30 protein-coding genes are annotated in these 24110 nt (G+C 64.4%); 12 read left to right on the forward strand and 18 right to left on the reverse strand.

Annotation, left to right across the window (positions count from 1 at the left end; translation table 11 throughout):
* The first annotated feature begins 396 nt into the window (after nucleotides 1-396).
* The 6 genes from OY559_RS12025 (at nucleotide 397) to OY559_RS12050 (ending at nucleotide 5198) form a co-directional block, all read left to right on the forward strand.
* Nucleotides 397-705: a hypothetical protein gene (locus OY559_RS12025; protein WP_277726484.1), complete on the forward strand. Its 309-nt coding sequence runs from the start codon at nucleotides 397-399 to the stop codon at nucleotides 703-705.
* A 57-nt stretch (nucleotides 706-762) separates the two neighbouring features.
* Nucleotides 763-1050, forward strand: coding sequence for a hypothetical protein (locus OY559_RS12030; protein WP_277726485.1), 288 nt, complete (start codon nucleotides 763-765; stop codon nucleotides 1048-1050).
* Nucleotides 1051-2517: 1467 nt separating this feature from the next.
* The gene (locus tag OY559_RS12035) at nucleotides 2518-2832 is read left to right on the forward strand and encodes a hypothetical protein (RefSeq protein WP_277726486.1); all 315 of its coding nucleotides are present in this window, start codon (nucleotides 2518-2520) and stop codon (nucleotides 2830-2832) included.
* Between the two features lie 121 nt (nucleotides 2833-2953).
* Entirely contained in the window at nucleotides 2954-3412 is a 459-nt protein-coding gene (locus OY559_RS12040; RefSeq protein ID WP_277726487.1) for a hypothetical protein, read from the forward strand.
* A gap of 478 nt (nucleotides 3413-3890) precedes the next feature.
* Nucleotides 3891-4400, forward strand: coding sequence for a hypothetical protein (locus tag OY559_RS12045; RefSeq protein WP_277726488.1), 510 nt, complete (start codon nucleotides 3891-3893; stop codon nucleotides 4398-4400).
* 555 nt (nucleotides 4401-4955) lie between these two features.
* Nucleotides 4956-5198, forward strand: coding sequence for a DUF6429 family protein (locus OY559_RS12050; protein WP_277726489.1), 243 nt, complete (start codon nucleotides 4956-4958; stop codon nucleotides 5196-5198).
* A 99-nt stretch (nucleotides 5199-5297) separates the two neighbouring features.
* On the opposite strand, the gene lolD is transcribed toward OY559_RS12050, so the two are convergent.
* The 10 genes from lolD to OY559_RS12100 are packed head-to-tail and all read right to left on the reverse strand — an operon-like array spanning nucleotide 5298 to nucleotide 11968.
* Nucleotides 5298-6023 carry a lipoprotein-releasing ABC transporter ATP-binding protein LolD gene (gene lolD, locus OY559_RS12055; protein ID WP_277726490.1) on the reverse strand — a complete coding sequence of 242 codons (726 nt, stop codon included), beginning with the start codon at nucleotides 6021-6023 and terminating at the stop codon, nucleotides 5298-5300.
* Nucleotides 6016-7263: a lipoprotein-releasing ABC transporter permease subunit gene (locus tag OY559_RS12060; protein ID WP_277726491.1), complete on the reverse strand. Its 1248-nt coding sequence runs from the start codon at nucleotides 7261-7263 to the stop codon at nucleotides 6016-6018. Before OY559_RS12060 ends, lolD begins: the two co-directional genes overlap by 8 nt.
* 4 nt (nucleotides 7264-7267) lie before the next feature.
* Nucleotides 7268-7723: a hypothetical protein gene (locus tag OY559_RS12065; protein WP_277730073.1), complete on the reverse strand. Its 456-nt coding sequence runs from the start codon at nucleotides 7721-7723 to the stop codon at nucleotides 7268-7270.
* Nucleotides 7674-7922 (reverse strand): FAD assembly factor SdhE, encoded by a 249-nt coding sequence (locus OY559_RS12070; protein WP_277726492.1) that lies wholly within the window; start codon nucleotides 7920-7922, stop codon nucleotides 7674-7676. Before OY559_RS12070 ends, OY559_RS12065 begins: the two co-directional genes overlap by 50 nt.
* Nucleotides 7919-8350 carry an MAPEG family protein gene (locus tag OY559_RS12075; protein WP_277726493.1) on the reverse strand — a complete coding sequence of 144 codons (432 nt, stop codon included), beginning with the start codon at nucleotides 8348-8350 and terminating at the stop codon, nucleotides 7919-7921. The genes OY559_RS12070 and OY559_RS12075 overlap by 4 nt, the downstream gene beginning before the upstream one ends.
* Before the next feature lie 4 nt (nucleotides 8351-8354).
* Nucleotides 8355-9137 (reverse strand): succinate dehydrogenase iron-sulfur subunit, encoded by a 783-nt coding sequence (locus OY559_RS12080; protein ID WP_277726494.1) that lies wholly within the window; start codon nucleotides 9135-9137, stop codon nucleotides 8355-8357.
* A 17-nt stretch (nucleotides 9138-9154) separates the two neighbouring features.
* Nucleotides 9155-10945: a succinate dehydrogenase flavoprotein subunit gene (gene sdhA, locus OY559_RS12085; RefSeq protein ID WP_277726495.1), complete on the reverse strand. Its 1791-nt coding sequence runs from the start codon at nucleotides 10943-10945 to the stop codon at nucleotides 9155-9157.
* Between the two features lie 5 nt (nucleotides 10946-10950).
* Nucleotides 10951-11334: a succinate dehydrogenase, hydrophobic membrane anchor protein gene (gene sdhD, locus OY559_RS12090; RefSeq protein ID WP_277726496.1), complete on the reverse strand. Its 384-nt coding sequence runs from the start codon at nucleotides 11332-11334 to the stop codon at nucleotides 10951-10953.
* Nucleotides 11331-11723 carry a succinate dehydrogenase, cytochrome b556 subunit gene (gene sdhC, locus OY559_RS12095; protein ID WP_277726497.1) on the reverse strand — a complete coding sequence of 131 codons (393 nt, stop codon included), beginning with the start codon at nucleotides 11721-11723 and terminating at the stop codon, nucleotides 11331-11333. Before sdhC ends, sdhD begins: the two co-directional genes overlap by 4 nt.
* Nucleotides 11724-11782: 59 nt before the next feature.
* Nucleotides 11783-11968: a DUF1674 domain-containing protein gene (locus OY559_RS12100; protein ID WP_277726498.1), complete on the reverse strand. Its 186-nt coding sequence runs from the start codon at nucleotides 11966-11968 to the stop codon at nucleotides 11783-11785.
* A gap of 39 nt (nucleotides 11969-12007) precedes the next feature.
* Here OY559_RS12100 and OY559_RS12105 point away from each other — a divergent pair, with 39 nt between their 5' ends.
* Together OY559_RS12105 and ubiM are read left to right on the forward strand one after the other, a co-directional pair.
* Nucleotides 12008-12871, forward strand: a complete 864-nt coding sequence (locus tag OY559_RS12105) for a CAF17-like 4Fe-4S cluster assembly/insertion protein YgfZ (RefSeq protein ID WP_343228716.1) — start codon at nucleotides 12008-12010, stop codon at nucleotides 12869-12871.
* A gap of 86 nt (nucleotides 12872-12957) precedes the next feature.
* The gene (gene ubiM / locus OY559_RS12110) at nucleotides 12958-14190 is read left to right on the forward strand and encodes a 5-demethoxyubiquinol-8 5-hydroxylase UbiM (protein ID WP_277726499.1); all 1233 of its coding nucleotides are present in this window, start codon (nucleotides 12958-12960) and stop codon (nucleotides 14188-14190) included.
* Between the two features lie 3 nt (nucleotides 14191-14193).
* On the opposite strand, the gene OY559_RS12115 is transcribed toward ubiM, so the two are convergent.
* The 7 genes from OY559_RS12115 to OY559_RS12145 form a co-directional block, all read right to left on the reverse strand.
* A complete protein-coding gene (locus OY559_RS12115) occupies nucleotides 14194-14736 on the reverse strand; it encodes an NADPH-dependent FMN reductase (protein WP_277726500.1) in 543 nt (180 codons plus the stop codon).
* 29 nt (nucleotides 14737-14765) lie between these two features.
* Nucleotides 14766-17030 carry a thiamine pyrophosphate-dependent enzyme gene (locus tag OY559_RS12120; RefSeq protein ID WP_277726501.1) on the reverse strand — a complete coding sequence of 755 codons (2265 nt, stop codon included), beginning with the start codon at nucleotides 17028-17030 and terminating at the stop codon, nucleotides 14766-14768.
* Nucleotides 17031-17044: 14 nt separating this feature from the next.
* Nucleotides 17045-17695, reverse strand: a complete 651-nt coding sequence (locus OY559_RS12125; protein ID WP_277726502.1) for a glutathione S-transferase family protein — start codon at nucleotides 17693-17695, stop codon at nucleotides 17045-17047.
* On the reverse strand, nucleotides 17685-18164 hold the full coding sequence (locus OY559_RS12130; RefSeq protein WP_277726503.1) for a nucleotidyltransferase family protein: 480 nt from the start codon (nucleotides 18162-18164) through the stop codon (nucleotides 17685-17687). Before OY559_RS12130 ends, OY559_RS12125 begins: the two co-directional genes overlap by 11 nt.
* A gap of 5 nt (nucleotides 18165-18169) precedes the next feature.
* On the reverse strand, nucleotides 18170-18721 hold the full coding sequence (locus OY559_RS12135; RefSeq protein WP_277726504.1) for a GNAT family N-acetyltransferase: 552 nt from the start codon (nucleotides 18719-18721) through the stop codon (nucleotides 18170-18172).
* 75 nt (nucleotides 18722-18796) lie between these two features.
* Nucleotides 18797-19960 carry an acyl-CoA dehydrogenase family protein gene (locus OY559_RS12140; protein WP_277726505.1) on the reverse strand — a complete coding sequence of 388 codons (1164 nt, stop codon included), beginning with the start codon at nucleotides 19958-19960 and terminating at the stop codon, nucleotides 18797-18799.
* Between the two features lie 148 nt (nucleotides 19961-20108).
* Nucleotides 20109-20924 (reverse strand): glycine zipper 2TM domain-containing protein, encoded by an 816-nt coding sequence (locus OY559_RS12145; RefSeq protein WP_277726506.1) that lies wholly within the window; start codon nucleotides 20922-20924, stop codon nucleotides 20109-20111.
* Between the two features lie 174 nt (nucleotides 20925-21098).
* Here OY559_RS12145 and OY559_RS12150 point away from each other — a divergent pair, with 174 nt between their 5' ends.
* Both OY559_RS12150 and OY559_RS12155 read left to right on the forward strand, forming a co-directional pair.
* Complete coding sequence (locus tag OY559_RS12150; RefSeq protein ID WP_277726507.1) at nucleotides 21099-21317, forward strand: DUF6116 family protein; 219 nt, start codon at nucleotides 21099-21101, stop codon at nucleotides 21315-21317.
* A 5-nt stretch (nucleotides 21318-21322) separates the two neighbouring features.
* Nucleotides 21323-22090 (forward strand): TatD family hydrolase, encoded by a 768-nt coding sequence (locus OY559_RS12155; protein WP_277729997.1) that lies wholly within the window; start codon nucleotides 21323-21325, stop codon nucleotides 22088-22090.
* Here OY559_RS12155 and OY559_RS12160 read toward each other — a convergent pair.
* Nucleotides 22076-22894: a tRNA threonylcarbamoyladenosine dehydratase gene (locus OY559_RS12160; protein WP_277726508.1), complete on the reverse strand. Its 819-nt coding sequence runs from the start codon at nucleotides 22892-22894 to the stop codon at nucleotides 22076-22078. The two genes, OY559_RS12155 and OY559_RS12160, sit on opposite strands and share 15 nt — an antisense overlap.
* A gap of 76 nt (nucleotides 22895-22970) precedes the next feature.
* Here OY559_RS12160 and OY559_RS12165 point away from each other — a divergent pair, with 76 nt between their 5' ends.
* Nucleotides 22971-23411, forward strand: coding sequence for a hypothetical protein (locus OY559_RS12165; RefSeq protein WP_277726509.1), 441 nt, complete (start codon nucleotides 22971-22973; stop codon nucleotides 23409-23411).
* Between the two features lie 141 nt (nucleotides 23412-23552).
* Complete coding sequence (locus tag OY559_RS12170) at nucleotides 23553-24029, forward strand: glycine zipper 2TM domain-containing protein (RefSeq protein ID WP_277726510.1); 477 nt, start codon at nucleotides 23553-23555, stop codon at nucleotides 24027-24029.
* The last annotated feature ends 81 nt before the right edge of the window (nucleotides 24030-24110 follow it).

The following is a 24110-nucleotide window of genomic DNA, read 5'->3' on the forward strand; positions in this document are numbered from 1 at the left end:
CCTGGCGAAAGCCATGCTTCCGGGGCGGCGGCTGCTTAATTCAAGGCGTTAGGCCTTCAACAGCGCGGGTTCTTCCGTTCAAGCAGCGGCCCGCATTTCTCGCGCTGCGCGACATCACCGCAGCGCGCGTTGGCCCCGCCTCACCATCACGCATATCACGGCCGCGGCTGCCGGATCGATCCGGCGACAACCCTCGGTCCAAGGCGGCCAATCGTGGGCGTCCGAGACGACTTGTGTCGGGGCCACGGCCTCCTTGCGCTTGCAGGCACGCGGCCCGTGGCTTAGCGTTGGCCTAACCAATCATTCAAGCAGACCGCCGCATCGACACCTGGCGAAAGCCATGCTTCCGGGGCGGCGGCTGCTTAACTCAAGGCGTTAGGCCCCTACGAGACAATCATGGACGCCAAGCAATTCGTAGCAAACTGGAAGGCCGAGAAAGATCACTTTCTTCAGTACGTAAACGAGCCAGGCAGCCTCGCAGCCAAGCAACTGTCCGCCTTGCATCTATCTGAGTTTCAAGCTCGCCAGTTCCCTCAATTGCTGGACACCATCTTGACTGATGTGATGTACACGCTCTTGCTAGGGTTGGATGGGTGCGCCAGCATTGGCGGAGATCAGCAGGCCTACAGCATCAGGGACGAGGACGGAAACGTTATTTCGGACATTGAGACTGAGGCCTACGAGCAGTTTCATGCCGGGGCCTAACAATTCATTCAAGCCGAACCCGCTTCGCGGGTCGGCTTAATTCGGGTGTTAGGCGTCATGCCAAAGACCTTCGTGATCGAAGATGAGAGCCACGCCGAGCATGTCGGAGAGTTTTCTACGCTTCAATTGGCCTGGGCGGAGTTGCGGCGGCTGTCTGAAGTTCCTTGGGATGCGCAGCCCAACGCCGCCCCCTGTCAAAGCTGGCGCACTTGCGGCCGCGATTACCAGATCATTGAGTACGACACTTCGTCTGTGCCATGGGCATTGGTCGAACGCTATGCGGGGTTACAGGTAAGCGCCAAGGGTGTTGCTTGGGGGCCGGATGCACCTCACCATGTCGCCTAACAATTCATTCAAGCCGAACCCGCTTCGCGGGTCGGCTTAATTCTGGCGTTAGCGCTCTATGGCTGCATGGATTCGCACTGGCTTTAGCATTGCCCTAGGCGTTTCAATCTGGGGGGCCGTTTCGTGGGCACTTAAGCAACCTGCCACCACAGTCTCCGTCTCTACAGAGCTCTGGATTAACTTCAGCAAACTTGTCGGTTCCAACTTGCAATGGATGTTTCTCCACCTTGCTCCGTGGCTCATCGTTGGGATCACGGCCGCTCATCGTCCTGTTCTCTCCGGCACTGCAGCAGCCTTCATTACTAGCCTGATTGATAGCTACGTTCGTTCCGGTTGGGTTCCTTCGGAGTACTACTCAACCCATGAAATTTCTTCCTTGGGGCTAGCGCTTGTCTTTAGCTGTTATGGTGCAGCTGGGGCTGCTTTAGGAGTGGTCCTAGAGCGCGCTAACAATTCATTCAAGCCGAACCCGCTTCGCGGGTCGGCTTAATTCAGGCGTTATACGTGGGTGGGTGTGTTGGTGTTGTCGGCTTCGGTTGCCAGTCGATCGTGCGGCAGCCGCGGCTTCGGTGCTGATCGATTGTTGATACAAGGCAACAGGCGCGTCCTTCTGGCTTCGCTTCACTCGGCTTCGGGTACATCGCTCTCGCGCCGCACGGCTTCCGGATGACCTTCCGGCTTGCGGACCGGCGTCGCGGTCGGCTTCGGTCTTTACGGGCCCCACCCTGCTACGGGCTGACGGCGAGTGATTTCCTGCTCCCGGATGTTCCGACCCCGTTGCAGGCCGCGGGCTTCGGGCTTACCTTGGCGCATAACAGTTCATTCAAGCCGAACCCGCTTCGCGGTTCGGCTTAATTCAGGTGTTAGGCCCCGCAGCAGGGTTCAAGATGGCCACGCAGTCCTTGACAGCATCAGATAGCCGGCTATTCGTAGTAGTCGCAACGACGTCGTTGCTTCTCTTTGTTCTTTCTTACGTCGCCCTTTGTCTAGTCGTGCTGCACAAGCCCGACTGGCTACCTACCGGTTCAATCTTGAGTGCCTCGCTTATTGGTCCACCTTATTGGCTCGTTTGGGGGCCCGGGGCACACACCATGTTCTGGGGCTCCACTCTCGTGGTTGCGGTCGTCGCAGCTATTGGCGCGTGTTCGCGCGTGCTTGTGCTGCCTTGTGCCGGGCTTTGCTTTCTCGTGTGGCTTAGTTCAGGATTTCTTGCAGTGGCCATGTCTGTCTAGATGGGCGGGGCCTAACAATTCATTCAAGCCGAACCCGCTTCGCGGGTCGGCTTAATTCTGGTGTTAGGTGCCAATCCAACACCACAGGGGATTTATGCGATTCATTACAGCTGCTGCACTGCTACTTATGCCAATGCTCGCTAATGCGCAGCAACAATTGACGCCTCCTTCCACTCCGCAGCAGGTTCCTCGTTACTGCCAGGAGCGAGAGGGTCAACCGATTGCATTGCTAGTCATGGCGCGCGATGACGTTAAGACTCCGCGCAAGCAATTTATAGACTCAGTCAGCTCAGGCGGACTGGATGTTGCCGGTAAGCAACTAATGATCGAGCGGGTTAACGATGTCTACGACAACCCAGACTTGAACAGCGACACTCTTTGGGTTTTTCGTGCCAACCGGTGCATCGAGGAGTTCTCCCGCAACGGTTTCGTAAAGTACAAGCCTGAGATGAGTGCGGCACTATTGCAGTGCCAAGCAGAACACAGCGGCACGATGGGGGCACTCGCGCAGTGCGTGGCAAGCGCGTCGGATGCACAGCTTGCTCAGTAGGCGCCTAACAATTCATTCAAGCCGAACCCGCATCAGGTTCGCTAACTTCGGGTCGTTCTGGGTACTATCGGCTTCGGTGCCGATCCATTGCGGGTCGGCTTAATTCAGGCGTTAGCCCCCTATGAAGGCACTCGCGGCACTGATGATGATCTTTGCTCAACTGATGCCAGCGCATGCCGGCGTCAGTTCCGTTGCTTCCCCCGAAGAGGGCCTGACATTGGGTGGGATTGCGATTGGTCAAAGCCAGGCCTCTGTTATTGCGTTGCTAGGTAATCCCAAGAAACGCACTGAAGAGTCGGACTTCTTTCTGCCCATAACCTTGTCCTACCCGGGCTTGGTCGTTTCTCTCGATGAGCAAGGTGTCGGCAGCGTTCACAGCTCCAGTGAAAAATTCTGCACTCTTGCAAGAGTCTGTCCTGGCATGACATATGCGCAGGTTACGGAGGCGTACGGCCACGCAGATGCCTACGAGCGCGACGGGCACGTATTCAGGGACTATCTCTGGGACGATGGCTGCTGGCTTCGGATCAGCTTTCAAGCCAATGTGGCAACCACTGTAGAGACCATATGCTCACCGTGACGGGGCCTAACAAATCATTCAAGCCGAACCCGCTTCGCGGGTCGGCTTAATTCAGGCGTTAGGGCCCAAGAATGGAGATCTTTTTCGCTCTTTTAGCAGGGTTTATTCTTCCTCTTATCATTCCGTTTTTTTTTGACAGATCCCGAGCGGAGCGCGAGCGACTTGCGGGTATGATCTCCGGTGTGTATGTGGCCTTACTCGGACTGTCCGGCGCAGCGTGGGTAGCGTACAGAGCCCTTGCTCATGGGGTCGTTGGCATTGGTCGCCGCGGCAACTATGCGTCGTTCATGTTCTCTGACCAACCCGTTGCTGCGACGCTAGCACTTCTAGTCACACTCCTATGCGCTGTGGTTTTCGCGGCTCTCGGCTGGGCGTGGTTCAAGGGCTCTCGGGATCGCACGCTTGGGCCCTAACAAGTCATTCAAGCCGAACCCGCTTCGCGGGTCGGCTTAGCTCAGGCGTTAGGCTGGAGAAAAACATGCGTCGCATCCTGCTAACCGTCTTTTCTCTTCTGCCAGCTATTGCACTGGCGGGCTTCCCATTTGAGGCTACGCTGGAAGAGATGGCCACGAGCGCAGACCACATCCTAGTCGGCCGCGTGACGGGAGTGGACATGGTCAGCGGCTCCGGCAGGCAGATCCGCCACCCGGAGGCACGAACCGGCCCCGGGCTCAACAATCAGATCAGGCTGCGCATCACTGTTGACGAGGTTGTTGCCACAAATGCCCAGAAGGTCCCGGCGGTCCTCCACGTACCACTGGCCTCTCACCTCCACTACAGCCTTGGCCAAATCCAGACTGCCCACGCCCAAGAGTCCGAGAAGCGGCTGATCCTTCTGAAGGGGCCAGCTTTCCAGGGCATCAAGCCTGGGGTCTTTATGCGGCCACTCCAGGACAAGGAAGAGGTGCTTCGCCTTCGTGGCTCCCGGGCACCGCAACTCCAGCCTAACAATTCATTCAAGCCGACCCCGCTTCGCGGGTCGGCTTAATTCAGGTGTTAGCTATCAATGATCTATCTGCGAGTTGCGGCTCTTTTCCTCTGCGTCATTGTGATCGCCGCAGCGCGCGCTCCATCTCGGTCGTTCAATGCTTCCGGAAGTCTATGGTTCGTCGCATTTCTGGTGGCATCGACGGTTGCGCTGGTTCTGTGGCACAGATTTGACAGAGCTTCATCTAATTACGCTCACAGCAAGAAACTTGCGCTGCTTTATGTATTCTTATCTGCAGTCTTTACGCATGACATAGGTGTTCTGTACACCGTCGTGGCCGGATCAAAGATTAGAGAACCAGCTATCGTTGTTAGCACGCGCTCTATGAGACGCTGCCATCTTGTACGCGCGGTCACCGCCTCGAAGATGAGGATTGATTTTTGCGGCTCGCGGCGGTGGAGAGTAAACAGCGGCGGGACAATTTCATACAGTAAAACTGCATGGGGAGTTTATGGCCGTAGCTAACAAGTCATTCAAGCCGAGCTGGCTTCGCGGGTCGGCTTAACTCAGGCGTTAGGCAGCAAAGTTAGATAGCGGCAACGTGGAGTGAAAACCATGAACTATGATCAAGCTTGCATCGAGGACGCGGTCCTTGCTCTCCTAGCCACTTTCAGCTTCGATGGTGGCCGGGCGTGGAAGGGCTTTGACTTTGACGTAATGGATCGCCTGCACGCACAAGGACTGATTAGTGACCCGAAAGGCAAGTCCAAGTCGGTCTATCTCTCGCCAGAAGGTCTTGAGCGAGGCCGCAAGAACGCGGGGCGTCTATTCGGAGGTGTGCATACAGGCGCCGCCTGACGGTTCATTCAAGCCGACGCCGCTTCGTGGGTCGGCTTGATTCAGCAACTGTCTTCCAACCAGCGCTCAGATGTAATGACCCAGCGGTTTCCGCAAAGGTCAGACCGCATCTTGCGCCAGTTCGCGCAGTTTGCCCTCATGCAGTTCGAGCACACGGTCCAGTCGGCGCGCCAGCCGGCGATCGTGGGTCACCAGCACCAGGCTTGTCTTCTGCGCACGATTGAGCTCAAGCATCAGATCGAACACCGTCGCAGCCGTCTTCTCGTCCAGGTTGCCGGTGGGCTCGTCGCCCAGCACGCAGGCAGGTTGATTCACCAGTGCGCGCGCCACCGCGGCACGCTGGCGCTCGCCGCCTGACAGTTCACCCGGCTTGTGCGCCAGACGATGGCCAAGCCCCACCGCGTCGAGCAGCGACCTGGCCTTGCTGCCCGCATCATCCGTGGCGGCACCGCCCAGCATCACCGGCATCATGACGTTCTCCAGCGCGGTGAATTCAGGCAACAGATGGTGGAACTGGTAGACGAAGCCAAGCGCCCTGTTGCGCAACTGGCCACGCGCGGCATCCGACAATGAAGACATCTTCTGCCCGGCCACGTACACCTCGCCCGAGGTCGGCGTATCCAGTCCACCGAGCAGATGCAGCAACGTGCTCTTGCCGGCACCGGACGCCCCGACGATCGCCACGGTTTCGCCGGGCTGCACATTGAGCTCCAGCCCATCGAACACGGGCGTGCGCAGCTTGCCTTCCGCGTAGGTCTTGCCGAGCGCCTCGGCGTGGATGACGGCGGAACGGATGGCGTCGTTCATGCGATTCGGTTCACTCATAGCGAAGCGCCTCCGCCGGCTGCGTGCGGGCGGCGCGCCATGCGGGATACAGCGTGGCCAGGAAGCTCATGGTGAGCGCGACGGCGGCGATCAGCACCACCTCGCCCGCGTCGAGTTCATACGGAAGCCCAGTGATGTAGTACACATCCGGTGGAAGCAACGTCACCTTGAACACCGCTTCGATGGCGGCAAGGATGTATTCCAGATTGATCGTCAGCAGGATGCCGCCGACCACGCCCAGTACCGTGCCCATCACGCCGATCAGGACACCCTGCACCATGAACACCTGCATGACGCCGCGCGGCGTGAGGCCGAGCGTGCGCAGGATGGCGATGTCGGCCTGCTTGTCGGTCACCAGCATGACCTGCGAGTTCACCAGCGAGAACGCGCCCATCAGGATGATGAAGGACAGCAGGATGCCCATCACCGTCTTTTCCATCTTCAGCGAGTGGTAGAGATTGGCGTTCTCGCTGGTCCAGTCGCTGATCCGGTACGGTCCCTGCAGACGCAACGCCAGATCGCGCGCGACCTCCCAGGACTGGTACATGTCGTGCAGCTTCATGCGTACGCCGGTGACGCCCTCGCCCATCCGCAACACGCGCTGCAGATCGCTCATATGGACCAGCGCCAGGTTGCGGTCGACGTCGTTGTGGCCCACGGAGAATATGCCGGAAACAGTGAATCGCTTGATCTTGGGCATCGCCCCCATCGGGGTGCCCTGGAAATCGCCCGCAGTGACCACCACGCTGTCGCCGACGCCGACACGCAACCAGGCCGCCAGTTCCTGTCCGAGCAGGATGTGGAATTCGCCGGGCTTCAGCGAATCCAGCGAGCCCGCCTTCATCTTGTCGCCGATGACGGAGACCTTGGGCTCCTCACCCGGCAGGATGCCGGTGACCAGCGCGCCCTGCGGATCGGCATTCCCGGTCAGCATGGCCTGCACATGGATGAAGGGCGCGGCACCGGCCACGCGCGGATCGTCCATGGCGACCTTGGTCGCGTGCGGCCAGTCCTGCATCGCCTCGCCCGCGCCCATCACGGTGGCATGCGCGGTGGCCTGCAACAGGCGGTCGCGGATCTCGCGCTGGAATCCGCTCATCACCGACAGCGTGGTGATCAGGATCATCACGCCCAGCGCGATCCCCAGGACCGAAGCGAGCGAAATGAAGGAGATGAAACCGTTGCGGCGCTTGGCGCGGAGATAGCGCAGGCCGATGGCGACAGGAATGGGTTTGAACATCGGCCTATGGTGCCCGATCCCTCCGGTGCCGCCCAGCGTCCCCGTCGCCCGCAGCAAGCCGGAGTTCACGCCGCTGCGGGGCGGGCAGCGTGTCCGGCCACCAGGCTGCATGCCGCCAGCGCCCGCCTGCGCACGCTCGCCAGCGCAGGAACGCCAGCGGACCCCGCCACTGCAGATGCGCATCGAGCATCGGCCGGCCGTCGACGGTGGGTGGGCGGCCATTGCCGGGGAACCAGAACCGGAGACGCTCCAATCTCCCCTCCCGGCGCGCACGCCACGCGCCGTAGCCGAGCGAAGCGACGGCGAGAGGCCAAGCGAACAGGCCAGGCATCTCGCTGGCCAGCACCGACATCGCGCCCAACAGCCCCAGCAGGATCAGGACCGCCTGCAGCAGGCGCGATGGCCGCCACTCAAGCCGGCAGTTGACGGATCCGTTCGACCAGCGCGGCGAGTTCGGCATCGGGACACTGCTCATAGCCCATGAACCAGCGCCAGAGCTTATCGTCCTCGCAATCGAGCAGGCGTAGGAAAACCACCCGCTGCGGCTCGGATTCGGTCGCCCAGCAGCGCGCCAGATAGCGGTCGAACAGCTGGTCCAGTTCGCGCATGCCGCGGCGGCAACGCCAGCGGATACGCTTCAGCTCGGGATCGTCGGTCATGCGGCGACCAGGACCAGGGCCAGCCGCGCCCAGAGCGCGAACAGCACCAGCGTCGCCAGCGCATAGGCCACGAAGCGCGTCATGACATGGTTGAACGTGCAGTGGACCACGCTGTGCACGGCACGCAAGCCGACGAAGGACCACGCCAGCACGAGCGACGCGGTATCCGTCACGCCGAGCTGTGCGGCCAGCAGCACGCCGGCGTAGAACAGCACCGGCAACTCGAACAGGTTGCGGAAGTTGTCCGACGCACGCGTATCGACCAGCAGGCGCGCCGAATCGGCAGCACTGGCCAGATCCTGCGCATCGATGCGCTTGCGCGCCATCTCGCCGAGGCGCAGCTGGTACAGCCTGACCCACACCAGGCAGGTCAGGCCGGCCATCGCCACCGCAGGCCAGAGGATCGCCGTGGCAGGTGCGGCGCCCATGCGATCAGGCGCGACGCGCCATCATCAGCTTCTTGATCTCGGCGATCGCCAGCGCCGGGTTCAAGCCCTTCGGACAGGTCCGCGCGCAGTTCATGATCGTGTGGCAGCGATAGAGCTTGAACGGATCTTCCAGATCGTCCAGGCGCGCACCGGTGTCCTCATCGCGCGAGTCGATGATCCAGCGGTAGGCCTGCAACAGGATCGCCGGGCCGAGGTAACGCTCGCCGTTCCACCAGTAGCTCGGGCAGCTGGTCGAGCAGCAGGCGCACAGGATGCACTCGTACAGGCCGTCGAGCTTCTTGCGGTCTTCCGGCGACTGCAGGCGCTCGCGATCCGGCGGGGCCGGCGTCTGCGTGCGGATCCAGGGCTTGATCGAGGCGTACTGCGCGTAGAAATGGGTCAGGTCGGGAACCAGGTCCTTCACCACGTCCATGTGCGGCAGCGGATAGATCGGCACTTCCGCCTTGGTGCAGTCGCCAATCGCCTTGGTGCACGCCAGCGTGTTGGTGCCGTCGATGTTCATCGCGCACGAACCGCAGATGCCCTCGCGGCAGGAGCGGCGGAACGTCAGTGTGGGATCGATCTCGTTCTTGATCTTGATCAGCGCGTCCAGGACCATCGGGCCGCACTTGTCGAGATCGATCTCGTAGGTATCGGTGCGCGGGTTGGCGCCGTCGTCCGGGTTCCAGCGGTACACCTTGAAGGTACGCACGTGCTTGGCGCCCTTCGCGGGGAAGTGCTTGCCCTTGGTGACGCGCGAGTTCTTCGGGAGGGAAAATTCAGCCATGTGTCAGGTCTCCCGGCTCAGTAAACGCGCGGCTTGGGCGGCACCACATCCACGTCCTTGCTGAGCGTGTACATGTGCACGGGGCGGGAATCGAAGCTGCACGTGCCGTCGTCGGCGACGTTGACCAGCGTGTGCTTCTGCCAGTTGACGTCGTCGCGCTCCGGGAAGTCCTCGTGCGCGTGCGCGCCGCGGCTCTCGTGGCGCTGTTCGGCCGAATTGATCGTGGCGACGGCGTTGAGCAGCAGGTTGTGCAGCTCGTAGGTCTCGATCAGGTCCGAGTTCCAGACCAGCGAGCGGTCGCTGACCTTGACGTCCTGGAAGCTGGAGAAGATGTCGGCCATCTTGTCGCAGCCTTCCTTCAGCGTCTTGCTGGTGCGGAAGACCGCGGCATCGGCCTGCATCGTGCGCTGCATGTTGTCGCGGATCACCGACGTCGGCGTGTCGCCATTGGCATTGCGCAGCTTGTCCAGGTGCGCCAGCGCCTTGTCGCAGGCGTCGCCGGCCAGCGGCTTGTGCGACGAACCGCTCTTGATGGTCTCGGCGCAGCGGTTGGCGACCGCGCGGCCGAACACCACCAGGTCCAGCAGCGAATTCGAGCCCAGGCGGTTGGCGCCATGCACCGACACGCAGGCCGCTTCACCGATGGCATACAGACCCGGCACCACGGCATCCGGGTTGTCGCCGACCTTGCGCACCACTTCGCCGTGGTAGTTGGTCGGGATGCCGCCCATGTTGTAGTGCACGGTGGGGATGACCGGGATCGGCTGCCTGGTCACGTCCACGCCGGCGAAGATGTGGGCGCTTTCGGCGATGCCGGGCAGCTTCTCGTTGATGACTTCCGGGCCCAGATGGGTCAGGTCGAGCAGGATGTGGTCCTTGTGTTCGCCCACGCCGCGGCCTTCGCGGATCTCGATGGTCATCGAGCGGCTGACCACGTCGCGCGAGGCCAGGTCCTTGTAGTGCGGCGCATAGCGCTCCATGAAGCGCTCACCGTTGCTGTTGCGCAGGATGCCGCCTTCGCCGCGCACGCCCTCGGTGATCAGGCAGCCCGCACCGTAGATGCCGGTGGGATGGAACTGCACGAACTCCATGTCCTGCATCGGCAGGCCGGCACGCATCACCATGCCACCGCCGTCGCCGGTGCAGGTGTGCGCCGACGTGGCCGAGAAGTAGGCGCGGCCGTAGCCGCCGGTCGCCAGCACCACGCCATGCGAACGGAACAGGTGCAGCGTGCCGGTGGCCATGTCCAGGGCCAGCACGCCTCGGCAGGCGCCTTCTTCGTCGAAGATCAGGTCCAGCGCGAAGTACTCGACCATGAAGCGCGCGTCGTGCGCCAGCGACTGCTGGTACAGCGTATGCAGCATGGCGTGGCCGGTGCGGTCGGCGGCGGCGCAGGTGCGCTGCGCCGGCGGGCCTTCGCCGAACTTGGTGGTCATGCCGCCGAACGGACGCTGGTAGATCTTGCCATCCTCGGTGCGGGAGAACGGCACGCCGTAGTGCTCCAGCTCGATGATGGCCGGGATGGCCTCGCGGCACATGTACTCGATGGCGTCCTGGTCGCCCAGCCAGTCCGAGCCCTTGATGGTGTCGTAGAAGTGGTAGCGCCAGTCGTCCTCGCCCATGTTGCCCAGCGCGGCGGAAATGCCGCCCTGCGCCGCCACGGTGTGCGAGCGCGTCGGGAAGACCTTGGTCAGGCAGACGGTCTGCAGGCCCTTGGCGGCCAGGCCGAAGGTCGCGCGCAGGCCGGCGCCGCCGGCGCCCACCACGACCATGTCGTACTTGTGTTCGGTGATCTTGTAAGCGGACATGTGGCTCAGTTCCCCAGCGCGATGCGGGCCACGGCGAAGACGCTCACGATGGCGCCCAGCACGGCGATGAATTTGACGGTGGTCTGCACCGCGAGGGCGAGCAGCGAGTTGTGCACGTAGTCTTCCAGCACGACCTGCAGGCCGAGTTGGGCGTGCCAGAACATGGCGACCAGGAAGCCGACCAGCAGCATCGCATTCCACGGCTTGGCGATGGCGGCCGTGGCGGCGACGTAGTCGGCGCCGGACAGGCTCAGCACGAACACCAGGAACCAGATCGTCAGCGCGACCAGCGCGGTGGCGGTCAGGCGCTGGTGGACGAAATGTTCGGTACCGGTCTTCGCCGAGCCGAGGCCGCGCGCGTTCTTGATGGGGGTACGGAAATCGCTCATGCGCCACCTCCCAGCAGCACGTAGCCCCACACCAGGCCGGTGATGACCAGGCTGGCGATCACCGACAGCCAGCTGCTGCGCACGAACGTGGCGATGCGGTAGCCGATGGCGAAGTCCTGCACGATGTGGCGGATGCCGTTGCACAGGTGGTAGGCGAAGGCCCAGGTCCAGCCGAACAGGAACACCTGGCCGTACCAGGCGCCCGCATGTCCGGTGAAGCAGTTCCAGGCATCCGGGCCGATCATCAGCGCGACGAGGCCCGCCGTGATCAGCAAGGCGCCTGCGGCGAGGACGATGCCGGTGGCACGATGCAGGATGGAGGTCACCATCTGGATCTGCCAACGGTAGACCTGCAGATGGGGGGAAAGCGGACGTTGTGGAGTCGCCATTCGTTGCGCTCGTTGTCTCGGCTGGGCGGTCAGGACCGCGTTGGCTTTACGTGCACTGCTCAGAAATCGATGCAGCGTCCGTTCTTTTCCCAATCCCCGTAACGCGTGGGCTCGGGCCCGTCGCGGCCACCGATCTCCTTCTGCACGGCCGTGCCTGCTGCCCCTTCGCCGGGTGTCGGCGTTGAGGTATCGGACGGCTGTGTTCCGGGATCGGGGTCGGGAGTCGGGGGAGTTTGACCTATCATGGCGGTCTCGCAATGCACAAAATTTTAATCCCCGCCCCCTTGGCTTACAACCTTTCCCCTACCACTACGCCGATTTTCAGCCTGCCCGACCATGCGCTGGTGACGCTGGAAGGCCCGGACGCCGTGGCTTTCGCCCACGCCCAGTTCGCCAACGATGTCGCCGCGCTGGCGCCGGGACATTGGCAATGGAATGCATGGTTGACGCCCAAAGGGCGCGTGATCGCGGTGTTCTCGTTGGCCAGACTGTCCGGAGATCGCCTGTGGCTGGTGCTGCCCGATCATCCCGCCGGCCCCTTCGCCGAGGCGCTGCGCCGGTTCGTGTTTAGACGAAAGTTGAAGATCGATGTCCCGGACGACATCGCGGTCAACGGCGCCTTCGCCGCGCCGATCCGTGCCCAGGGTGCAGTGCTGGACGAAGCCGAAGGCGCGATCGAACTCGATGCCGGTGGCGACGGCGGTCCACGCATGTGGCGCATCGGTCCTCCCGCCGCGGAGGATCCGGCGTTGCAGGCTGCCTGGCAGGTCGCCGACCTGCGCCATGGCCTGCCCCGCCTGCCCGACTCGCAGCGCGAGCAATGGACGCCGCAACAGCTCGCGCTCGATCGCCTGTCCGCGTACAGCGTCAAGAAGGGCTGCTATCCCGGCCAGGAAATCGTGGCGCGCACGCATTTCCTCGGCAAGGCCAAGCGCTCGCTGCAGTGCTTCAGTGCCGGCGGCACGGTCGCGGTGAGTACGCCCGTGCGCGAAGACGATCGCGATGTCGGCGAAGTCGCCTGCGTGTCGACGGAGGGCGAAGGCAGCGTACTGCTGGCGGTGATGCCGCTGGAGCATGCAGGCACTGGCCTTGTCGCCGACGGCCATCCGCTCACCCGGCAACCGCTGCTGGACGGCCTGCGCCGCTGACGCCTTCTGCGCGCGGATTGATCCACGTCAATGACGCCTGCGCGCAGCCGCCTAGACTGCCTCGGAACCCGAGCGGAGGCATGCGCATGCATCATGACGTCATCATCATCGGCGCCGGCCCGGCCGGCCTGTGCCTGGCCAAGGCCCTGTGCGACCTCGATCTGAAGGTGGCACTGGTGGAACGCCAGCCACGCGCCGCCATCGCCGAACCCGCCTTCGATGGCCGCGAGATCGCCCTGACGCATGCATCGATGCGGCAGCTGCGCGATCTCGGCATCTGGCAGCACCTGCCGGAGGGTGCCTGCTCGTCACTGCGCGCGGCGCGCGTCATGGAAGGCAACTGCCTGCACGACATGCGCATCGATGCCGGCCTGGCCGACAAGCAGGAACTGGGCGTGCTGGTGCCCAATCACTGCATCCGCGAGGCGGCCTGGAAGGCGGTCTGCGACCTGCCCGGCGTAGACGTGTTCGACAGCGCGCGGATCCATGCCGTCCGCACGACCGACGACCATGCCTGCGTCACGCTGGGGGACGGCCTGCGACTGGAAGCGCCGCTGCTGGTCGCCGCCGACAGCCGCTTCTCCGAAACGCGCCGCGCGATGGGGATCGGCGCGGACCAGTACGATTTCGGCAAGAGCATGCTGGTGTGCCGGATGCATCATGAGCAGCCGCACCGGGGCGTGGCCTGGGAATGGTTCGGTCACGGCCAGACACTGGCGATGCTGCCGCTGCAGGAACACCAGTCCTCCATCGTCGTCACCCTTCCCGACAGCGCGGCGAAGCGGCTGGCGGGACTGGACGTGGACACCTTCGCCCGCGAGATGGAACAGCGCTACGGGCATCGCCTCGGCCACATGCGGCTGGAGAGCAGCCGCCACGTGTACCCGCTGGTGGGCGTGTACGCGCGCCGCTTCATCGGCCGCCGCTTTGCACTGGTGGGCGATGCGGCAGTGGGCATGCACCCGGTGACGGCGCACGGCTTCAACCTGGGACTCGCCAGCGTGGAACGGTTGGCCGGCATGGCGCGCGAAGCGCTGCGTTGCGGCGGCGACCTCGGCTGCGCAGAAGGTCTGGCGCGCTACGAGCGCCGTCACCGTCGTGGATCGCGGCCGCTGTACCTGGCCACGCGCGCGATCGTGGAGCTGTACACGAACGACCGCGCACCCGCCCGCATCGTGCGCGAAACCGTACTGCGTGCCGGCCGCCGGTTCACTCCGTTCCGGCGCGTGCTGGCGCGCACGCTGGCCGACGAACGACCGCTGGACCGGCACCCGCTGCAACGCCTGCGCGATGGCTTCGCGCTGCTGCGTCCCGGCTGAGGCTCAGGTCAGCCAGGCTTCGAAGCGGTCGAGGAACAGTTGCAGCCGCTTGCGCAGGCGCTCGTCGTTGATGGCGCCGTCCGCGTCGACCTGGCCTTCGCGGTACTGGATGGCGATCTCGGGTTGCGGCAGCAGCGCGACATCCACCGCCGCCAGCACGTTGCGCAGGTGCTGCTGCGCCGACACCGTGCCGTGCGCGCCGGGCGACGTGCCGATCACGGCAGCGTACTTACCCGCGAACGAATTGCTGCCACCGGGCCGCGATCCGATGTCGATGGCGTTCTTCAGCACGCCCGGGATGGAACGGTTGTACTCCGGGGTGACGAACAGCAAGGCGTCACAGGCTTCCACCTGCCGCTTGAAGCGCGCACCGGCCGCGGGGAAGTCCGCATCGTCGTCCTGGTCGTACAGTGGCAGGTCGGCGATGCCGATCTCTTCAAACACGAAACGGTCGCCCGCCAGCGCACGCACGGCGCCGGCCAGCTGGCGGTTGAAGGAGCCGGTGCGCAGGCTGCCGATGATGACGCCGATGCGACGCGTTGACATGTCTGGTCCTCAGCGGGCCGGGGCCGCCATCATGCCAGCCGGTCGGCCGCCGCGACGATGTCCTCGTCACCCGGCAGTACCAGGAACGCCGCACCCGCCAGCGGGGTATAGGTGTCGGCCCCGACCACGCGCTGGAAGGGCCGCGCACGGTAACCCGCTTCCGCGATCGCGGTGATGATGCCCTCGCCCACGCCGGCGGCGTGGCGGCCTTCGTCGACGACCAGGATGCGCTTGGCGGACGCCGCCTGCCTGGCGATGAACCCTTCATTGAGCGGCACCAGCCAGCGCAGGTCGACCACCCGCACCTTCCAGCCGTGCTTCTTCTCGATGCTGCGGGCCGCACGCAGGCTCATCGGCACGCCATTGCCGTAGGTGAAGATGACCAGGTCTTCCGCGTCCCCGCCATACACGCGGCCTTCGCCCAGCGGCATCGCCTCGTCCTGTGCGGGATACGGGAACAGCCATTGGCCATCGCCGGCTTCGTGCAAGTCCTTGGTCATGTAAAGCGCGATGGGCTCCAGGAACACCGTCACGCGGCCGTCCACCTTCGCCAGCGCGGCGAGGGTGCGCAACATCATGGCGGCATCGTCGCCACGCGACGGGCAGCCGACCACGATGCCGGGAATGTCGCGCAACGCCGTGATCGAGTTGTCGTTGTGGAAGTGGCCGCCGAATCCACGCTGGTATCCCAGCCCGGCGATCCGCACCACCATCGGATTGCGGTACTGGTTGTTGCTGAAGAACTGCAGGCTGGCGGCTTCGCCACGGATCTGGTCGCAGGCGTTGTGGAAGTACGCCAGGTACTGGATTTCCGGGATCGGCAGCATGCCCAGGTTGGCGTAACCCTGCGCCAGGCCGAGGATCATGGTCTCGTCGAGCAGCGTGTTGAACACGCGCGTGCCCTTGAACGCCTTCTGCAGTCCCTTGGTCACCGTATAGACACCGCCCTTCTGCGCCACGTCCTCGCCGAACAGCAGGGCTTCCGGATACTTGCAGAACAGGTCGTGCAGCGCGTTGTTGATCTGGATGGCCAAGTGGCGCGGCGGCAGTTTCTCCGGCAGTTTGTCCTCGCTGCCGAATGCCGCGACGCGCTTGTCGTGCGGCGCCGTGCGCGCCGCCTCCGCCGCCACGGCATCGGGCGTATATGGCGCCAGTGGCGCCATGACGTGTTCCAGCGTGGTGATGCGCGGACGACGGTCGGCGTCCTCGGCCGCGGCGAAACAGCGCTTGCGCGTGGCTTCGTACAGGCCGAGCAGCGCATCCTTCGATACGAGTCCGGATTCCAGCGCGATCGCCGCCGAGCGCAGCAGAGGATCGGTCGCTTCCACCGCGCACAGTTCTTCGAGCGGGCGCCACTCGATTTCGAAGTCGGTACCCGCGTGCCCCATGATCCGCGTGGTGCGCAGGTGCAGGAAGGTCGGGCTGCGCGTGCGCCGGCAGTGATCCACCGCCGCCTGCACCTGTCCGTAGCCGGTCGCCAGGTCGAGGCCGTCGGCGTGGAAGTAGTCCAGGTCTTTGCGATCACGGAAATTGCGCCCGATCCAACCGTCCGGCGTCTTCACCGAAATGCCGATGCCGTTGTCCTCGCAGACGAAGAGCACCGGTGCAGGCAGCTTCTGGTACGCGGTCCATGCCGCCGCATTGAACGCGGTCTGCGCGGTGGCGTGGTTGCTGGAGGCATCGCCGAACGAGCATATCGCGATGCTGTCGTCGGGGATCGGCAACGCATGGCCGATGCGGCGCGCCTGTTCGATGGCCACGGCCGTACCCAGTGCCTTGGGCAGGTGGGAAGCAATCGTCGAGGTCTGCGGCAGCACCCACAACGGCTTGCTGCCCCACACCTTGTGGCGACCACCGGAGGCGGGATCGTCCGCGCTCGCGGCAAAGCTGAGCGCGGAGTCCATCACCGGGTCCATGCCCGGCAGCTTGCGGAAGCGCTCGGCCATGAAACCACCGCTGCGGTAATGCAGGAAAGCGGGATCGGTGTGGCGCGTCAGGCGCGCGACCATCGCGTTGCCCTCGTGCCCGGAACTGCCGATGGTGTAGAAGACCTTGTTCTGCACGCGCAGCACGCGCGCCATCAGGTCGAGGTGGCGCGAGATCAGCTGGGATTCCAACAACTCCATGAAGCCTTTCGCATCCAGCCTGCTGCCGGGGAGTACCGCGTCGCCGGCCGCCGGCTTCGTGCCGACATGCCCGCTCCAGCCCTTCACGAACTCGATGAAGTTCTGGTCGCAGATCTCGGCGCGGTTGAGGCCCTTCATGCGGGCCGGAATCGGATGATGTGCAGTCATGTAGTCGCTCGGAATCAGGAAGACGCCAGGCGCGCGGCGACGTCGTCGCTCACGCCCGGCATGGGAACGAAACCCGGCGTGGCGCACACGCGCGCCAGCCAGTCGGTAATGCGGGGATAGGTGGACAGATCGAAACCGCCGTCGTCCGCACAGTGGGTGTAGGCGAACAGCGCGATGTCGGCCACGCCGTAGGCGGCACCGGTAAACCAGTCCGCCTGTTCGAGATGCTTCTCCATCACGGCCAGCGCCTGTGCGCCCCGCTCGTGCAGGCGCGGCAGGTCGGCGCGGCGCGGCGAGTCCAGCGGCGTCCAGCCGCAGATGAAGCGCGCCACCGCGATGTAGGGCTCGTGGCTGTACTGTTCGAAGAACAGCCAGCTCAGCGCCTGTGCCCTTTGCCACGCATCCGGGGGCAACAACGATGTCCCGTCGGCCAGCCAGCACAGGATCGCGTTCGACTCCACGAGGATGGCGCCATCGCCGCGTTCCAGCATCGGCACCTTGCCGTTCGGGTTCTTCGCCAGGTAACCGGGCGTGCGGGTGCCGCCATTGGCACTGTCGACCTCGATCCAGGTGTAGGGCCGCCCGAGTTGTTCGAGCAGCAGGCGCACCTTGTGGCAGTTGCCCGAGGTGGACATGCCATGGACGGTGACGGGATCAGGCGTCATGCGGATACTCCGGCGGAACGGGAATGCGGGCAGCCTTGTCGAGATCCTTCCCGCGACCGAACGCAAGCAGGATGCGGCGTTGTTCTTCCAGCGTCGGGATGCGCACGGCGATCCCTGCGATATCGATGCGCGTGTCGTCGTGTATCCGCACGGGCTGCCATCCCGCCACCGTCATCAGTTCCAGCCCGCCCATGACTTCAACAGGCATCGGCAGGTGCGCGAAGCGCGCGAAGGTGGAACGGAAGCGGGTTCCGTCCGCAGGACGGTAGGTGGTATCGACATGCTCTTTCCACGCCTCGCGCAATCGCAGCGCATCCTGCCGGCCGCAGAGCACATCGATGTCCTGCGGCACGATGCCGGGGATGCCCGCCAGCACCATCGCCGCGCTGCCAATGATCCACCAGGGATCACGGAACGTCCGCGCCATCTGCGGCAAGGCAGCGTGCAAGCCTGCATGCAGCGCGGACATCGGGGTCACGTCTGGGCGGCCCTGCGGGCGTGCCACTGGATCCGTGCCTGACCCCATACCTCGACCGGTTTCTCGTGGTGGGGTTCTGGCAGGCGATCCATGCGCAGGTAGGTCGATCCGAGCTTGGCGGCTACCGCCTTGGAATTGGCGTTGGCCGGATCGATGGTGTGGATCACCTCGTCCCAGCCCAGATGTTCGAACGCCCAGTCGATGCTGGCCGCAGCCGCTTCCGGGGCATAGCCGCGACCCCAGGCTTCCCGCGCGATGCTCCAGCCCACCTCGGTACCCGGCCAGCCTTCTGGTTGCCATGGCCCTATCCTGCCAACCCAGCGACCCGTCGCCTTCTCGATCACCGAGAACATCCCGAACCCCTGCAGGTGCCAGCTGCCCAGCGTCGCCGCGAGGCTTCGCCACGCGGGCGACCGTGCCTGCATGCCGCCTATGAAGCGCGTGGCTTCCTCATCGGCGCCGAACGCCGCCCAGGCTTCGTAGTCGTCCAGCCGCGGCAAGCGCAGCAGCAGGCGCGGAGTTTCAAGCTGGAGATCGGAAAGGTCCATCGACGCCACACCATCCCACCAGAGAACCGGACACAACGAGCAGCGAGGCTCGACTTCCCTGCACGCACGCCAGCGTCAGAATGCGTTGATGCCAGTCAGCTCACGACCGATCACCAGCTGGTGCACGGTTTCCGTGCCTTCGTAGGTGATCACCGATTCCAGGTTCAGCGCATGACGGATCGCGGCGTGCTCGGTGGTGATGCCGGCGCCGCCGAGCAGGTCGCGGCACTCGCGCGCGATGTCAATGGCCATGCGGCAATTGTTCCACTTCGCCAGCGACACCTGCGACGGGGCCATGGTGCCTGCATCCTTCAAACGACCCAGTTGCAGCGACAGCAGCTGCGCCAGGGTGATACGGCGGGCCATTTCGGCCATCTTGATCTGTGCGCTCTGCGTGGCAGCGACCGGGCGCTCGAACAGGATGCGTTCCTTCGTGTAGCCCAGCACTTCGTCGAGGCAGGCGATCGCCGCGCCGATCGGTCCCCAGGTGATGCCGTAGCGCGCCTGCGTCAGGCAGCCGAGCGGGCCCTTCAGGCCTTTGACGTTGGGCAGGCGGCTGCTGTCGGGCAGGCGCACGTTGTCGAAGAACAGCGCGCTGGTCACCGACGCGCGCAGGCTCATCTTGTGCTTGATCTCCTGGGCGGTGAAACCGGGCGTGCCCTTCTCGATCAGGAAGCCCTGGATGCCCTCGTCGGTCTGCGCCCAGACAATGGCGATGTCGGCCAGGTTGCCGTTGGTGATCCACATCTTGGAACCGTTGATCACCCAGTCGTCGCCGTCACGGCGCGCCGTGGTCTTCATGTTGGCGGGGTCCGAGCCACCGTGCGGCTCGGTCAGGCCGAAGCAGCCGATGACCTTGCCGGCGGCCATGTCGGGCAGCCAGCGCTGGCGCTGTTCTTCGCTGCCGTAGGCATGGATGGGATACATGCACAGCGAAGACTGCACGCTGACAAAACTGCGGATGCCGCTGTCGCCGCGCTCCAGTTCCTGGCAGATCAGGCCGTAGCTGACCGCGTTGAGGCCGGCGCAGCCGTACTTCTCCGGCAGCGAGGAACCCAGCAGGCCGAGTTCGGCGATCTCGGGCACCAGTTCCTTCGGGAACCGGCCCTGGTCGAAGGCGTCGCCGATGATCGGACGCACCCGTTCGTCGGTGAAGCGGGCCACCGCGTCCTGCACGGCACGCTCTTCTTCGCTCAGCAGGGAACGGACATCGAACAGGTCGTACGGGTTCAGAGCCATCGTGCTTCAACCGGCGTTTGAGGTATCCGGCGATTGTATGCGGTGGCCTCCGCGCCGGTAAGCGCCAGTCCGCAAAGCGAAGGCCGGCGAAACGCCGGCCTTCGAGGGGTGCCACGTTGAAACGCAGGTCCCGGCGGGGCCCCCGGCTTCAGCCCTGCTCAGGCGTGTCCACGCTGGCGGTCTGGGTCACGACCTGGCCATCGACCACCGGCAGGCGTTCGCCCGGCTTCTGGTCCATACGGATGGTCTTGTCCTGACCCTCGAAGCGGTAGGTCACGTCATAACCGATGACCTTGTCGGTGGTGCCCATGGCGATGCGGGTACCCGGCTTGCTGTCCATGCGCATGGTGCCGGTGGTGCCATCCGGATTGCGGTAGGTCACGTTGTAGCCGGTCACGCGCGAGGACTCGGAGGTCGCGTTCTCGGTGTGGCACTGCCGCTCGGTGCGGTTGACGACCTTGCCACCCACGTGGCGCTTGTCCACCTGGTTGCCGATGGCGCCGCCAGCGACGGCACCCGCGACGGTGGCGGCCTTCTTGCCGCTGCCACTGCCCACCTGGTTGCCCAGCAGACCACCGATCACCGCGCCGGCCACGGTGCCGCCGACATTGCCGTCGCGCTCGGGCGCCCGCTCCTGCACCACCACGTCCTCGCAGACTTCCCGCGGCGTGCTGGTGGTGGTGGTCTCGCGCACGGGTTCGGTGCCAATCACGGTGGCGTACAGCTTCTCCGAACTGGTCACCGGGTCGGCCTTCACCACGGTGGCGTACTGAAGTGTGCCCATCGGGATCTCGTTGTCGGTCGCCGCCGCATCATCGGCGATCAACGCGCCATCTGCGGTTGTCGCCAGTTCGCCCTGACCGGCTGCGCCCTTTTCGCCGCCCTTGAGGAAGGCTGCAGTGGCCACGGCACCCACCAGCAGCGCGCCGACGGCGACCAGAATCGTTGTTGTATTGCTCTTCATCGCTGGCTCCAGGTCGGGCGGCGCCCGATTCACATTGGCCATCATTGCACCATTGCCAACCTGAACAAAGTCCCCGTCCAGGACCACGAAAACCAACGAAAAGTGAACGCTTTCGCCACGCGCCGATCATGCTAGCGTGATGCCCGTTCCATACCGCCGAGAGCCATCACCGCCATGCCCAATCCCCTGTTGCTGCCACTGCTCGAGTGGGCGCGAAAGCTGCGTTACCCCACGCTGTTCAAGATCACCGCGGCGCTTTTCATGGTCACCCTGGTCCTGCCTGATCCGTTCCCGTTCGTTGATGAAATCCTGTTCGGCCTCGGCACGTTGTTGCTTGCCAACTGGAAACGGCGCAAGGACCCGCCACAGACGATCGAACCCTCGAAGCATTGAGCGAGATGCTGGTCGACAGCCACAGCCATTTCGACGCACCGGAATTCGACCCGGACCGTGAGGCTGCGCTGGCGCGCGCGCGCGCAGCGGGCGTCACCCGGCAAATCGTACCCGCGGTGGCAGCGAACAGTTGGTCCAGGCTGCGTGATGTCTGCACGCGTGATCGAGGCCTGTTCCCGGCCTATGGACTCCACCCGATGTACCTGGCCGAACACCAGCCTGCGCACTTGGGCGAACTGCGCCAATGGATCGAACGCGAACGCCCCGTGGCCGTCGGCGAGTGCGGCCTGGATTTCTTCGTCGAAGGCCTGGATGCGGATGATCAGCAGCGCTACTTCGATGGGCAGCTGCACCTGGCGCGCGAATTCGACCTGCCGGTGATCGTGCATGCGCGCCGCGCCGTCGATGCGGTGATCGCGTCGTTCAAGCGCGTGGGTGGCCTGCGCGGTGTGGTGCACAGCTTTTCAGGCAGTCCGGAACAGGCGCGCCAGTTGTGGCAGCTGGGCTTCCTGATCGGACTCGGCGGACCGGTCACGTACGAGCGCGCGAACCGCCTGCGCACGCTCGCCCGCACGATGCCGCTCGATTTCCTGCTACTGGAAACGGATGCGCCGGACCAGCCTGATGCCGGCATCCGTGGACAACGCAACGAACCGTCGCGGCTGACCGTGGTGCGCGATGTCATTGCAGACCTGCGTCGCGCTTCGCCGGACGATCTCGCGGCGGCGACGACGCGCAACGCCGAGCGGCTGTTCGGGCTACCCGCGCAGTAGGCGCACCTGCGGCTCTTTGCGAGGCTTGGCCAGCAGCTCCAGCGCCTTGCCCACCATGGCGAACGCGAACGCGCCGGTGATGTGCGTCGCCGCTCCCAGGCCGACGCCGCAGTCCAGTTTCAGTGCGGCATCCGCGCCCAGTTGCGGTCGCAGGCCGCAGACGGATCCATCGGCCTGCGGATACTTGACGTTCTCGAGCGAGTACACCGCCTGCACGCCGAAATAGCGGTCCTTGTTCTTGGGAAAATTGAACTCCGCCCGCAGCTTCTTGCGCACAAGTGCGAGCAGCGCATCGTGCTCGGTGCGCGACAGGTCGCGCAGCCGGATCTGGGTGGGGTCGGTGCGCCCACCCGCCGATCCGGACACCACGATAGGCAGCTTGCAGCGGCGGCACCACGCGATCATCTCGACTTTCACCCGGAAGCTGTCGCAGGCGTCGAGCACCAGGTCGAAGTCCCGGTCAAGTAGTTCGACCATATTGGTGCCGGTGAGGAACTGCGGCACCACGTCCACGTCCATCAGTGGATTGATCGCGCGGCAGCGGTCCGCCATCGCCTCAGCCTTGTTGCGTCCGTACTGGCCTTCCAGCGCAGGCAATTGCCGGTTGGTGTTCGACACGCAGATGTCGTCCGCATCGATCAGCGTCAGATGGCCCACGCCCGAGCGCGCCAGCGCTTCCACCACCCACGAGCCCACGCCACCCATGCCGACCACGGCCACGCGTGCGACGGCGTGGCGGGCCACCGCCCCCACCCCATATAACCGGTCGATGCCGCCGAAGCGATCCTTGAGTTCTTTCTTCATGTCACCAGTTTAAAGCGTGGCGCGAACCGTGACGCGCGTCGTACCATCGCGGCGTCAACCACATGGAGCCCGCCGCATGGCCAGCCAGCCCGAGATCAAGAAGCCTTCCGCCGCCTCACGTTATCTGTTCCTGTTCCTGGTTGGCCTGGTGGTGGGCGCCATCTGCACGGTCATGGCACTGCGCGCCCTCCAGGCGAGACAGGACGCGTTTCCGGGCAGCGTGATGCACGTGATGGCCAAGCATTCCGGACTTCTGGCCGACAAGGTGAAGCAGAACCGCTGCGCCGCCACTGACACCATCCCCCACGTGCGTACGCTTCGGGCCATGGCGAACGACCTGGAAATGGCGTTCCCCGGCATCGCGGACGACCAGCGCTTCAAGACGCACACCAGCCAGTTCCGCGCCGATCTGGATGCCGCACTGAGTACGCCTCCCACCGACTGCGCCGCAGCGGCAACGCTGGTCGAGAAAGTTGGCGCTGACTGCAAGGCCTGCCATCAGGACTTCCGCGGATAGAGCGCGTCGCACGACTGAATCGCACCTGACAATCGGGCCGCGCAAGCGGCCCGATTGTCATGATGTTCACGCGGTGATGCGGAGCATGCGCGTCGAAGGGACTTCGCGCCGTCGACGGCCCACCACCCACAGGAGGCTCCCATGAACATGCGTTTTATCGCCATTGGCCTGACTGCCACCGTCGCCCTCGCCGGCTGCGCCAGCACCTCACCCGGTTATGGCAACAGCGGCTATGGCGGCGGCTACAACAGCGCGCCGGCCAGCCGCTATTGCGCGGATTGCGGCATCGTCGAGCGCATAGACGTGGTGTCGTCCGGTCGCAGCGCACCGTCGGCCACGGGCGCGGTGCTGGGCGGTATCGTCGGTGCGGTCGCCGGTCGCCAGATCTCCGACCGCACCGGCGGCAGCGAAGGCAACAAGAACGTCTCCACCGTCGCAGGCGCTGTCGCCGGCGCAGCCGCAGGCAACGCGATCCAGAACCGTACCACCGGCGATACCTACAACGTGACCGTGCGGATGGACGACGGCCGCCGCGTCACGATCAGCCAGCGCGACCTGGGCGGCATCCGCGAGAACACCTACGTGCGTATCCAGAACGGTCGCGTGGTGCTGCGCTGACCGCGACCTCGACCCACGCAAAGAAAAAGCCCGGCATCAGCCGGGCTTTTTCTTGCGGAGCACGCGCTGTCGCGCGGTTCG

This window comes from Pseudoxanthomonas sp. SE1, assembly GCF_029542205.1.
Classification (GTDB): Bacteria; Pseudomonadota; Gammaproteobacteria; order Xanthomonadales; family Xanthomonadaceae; genus Pseudoxanthomonas_A.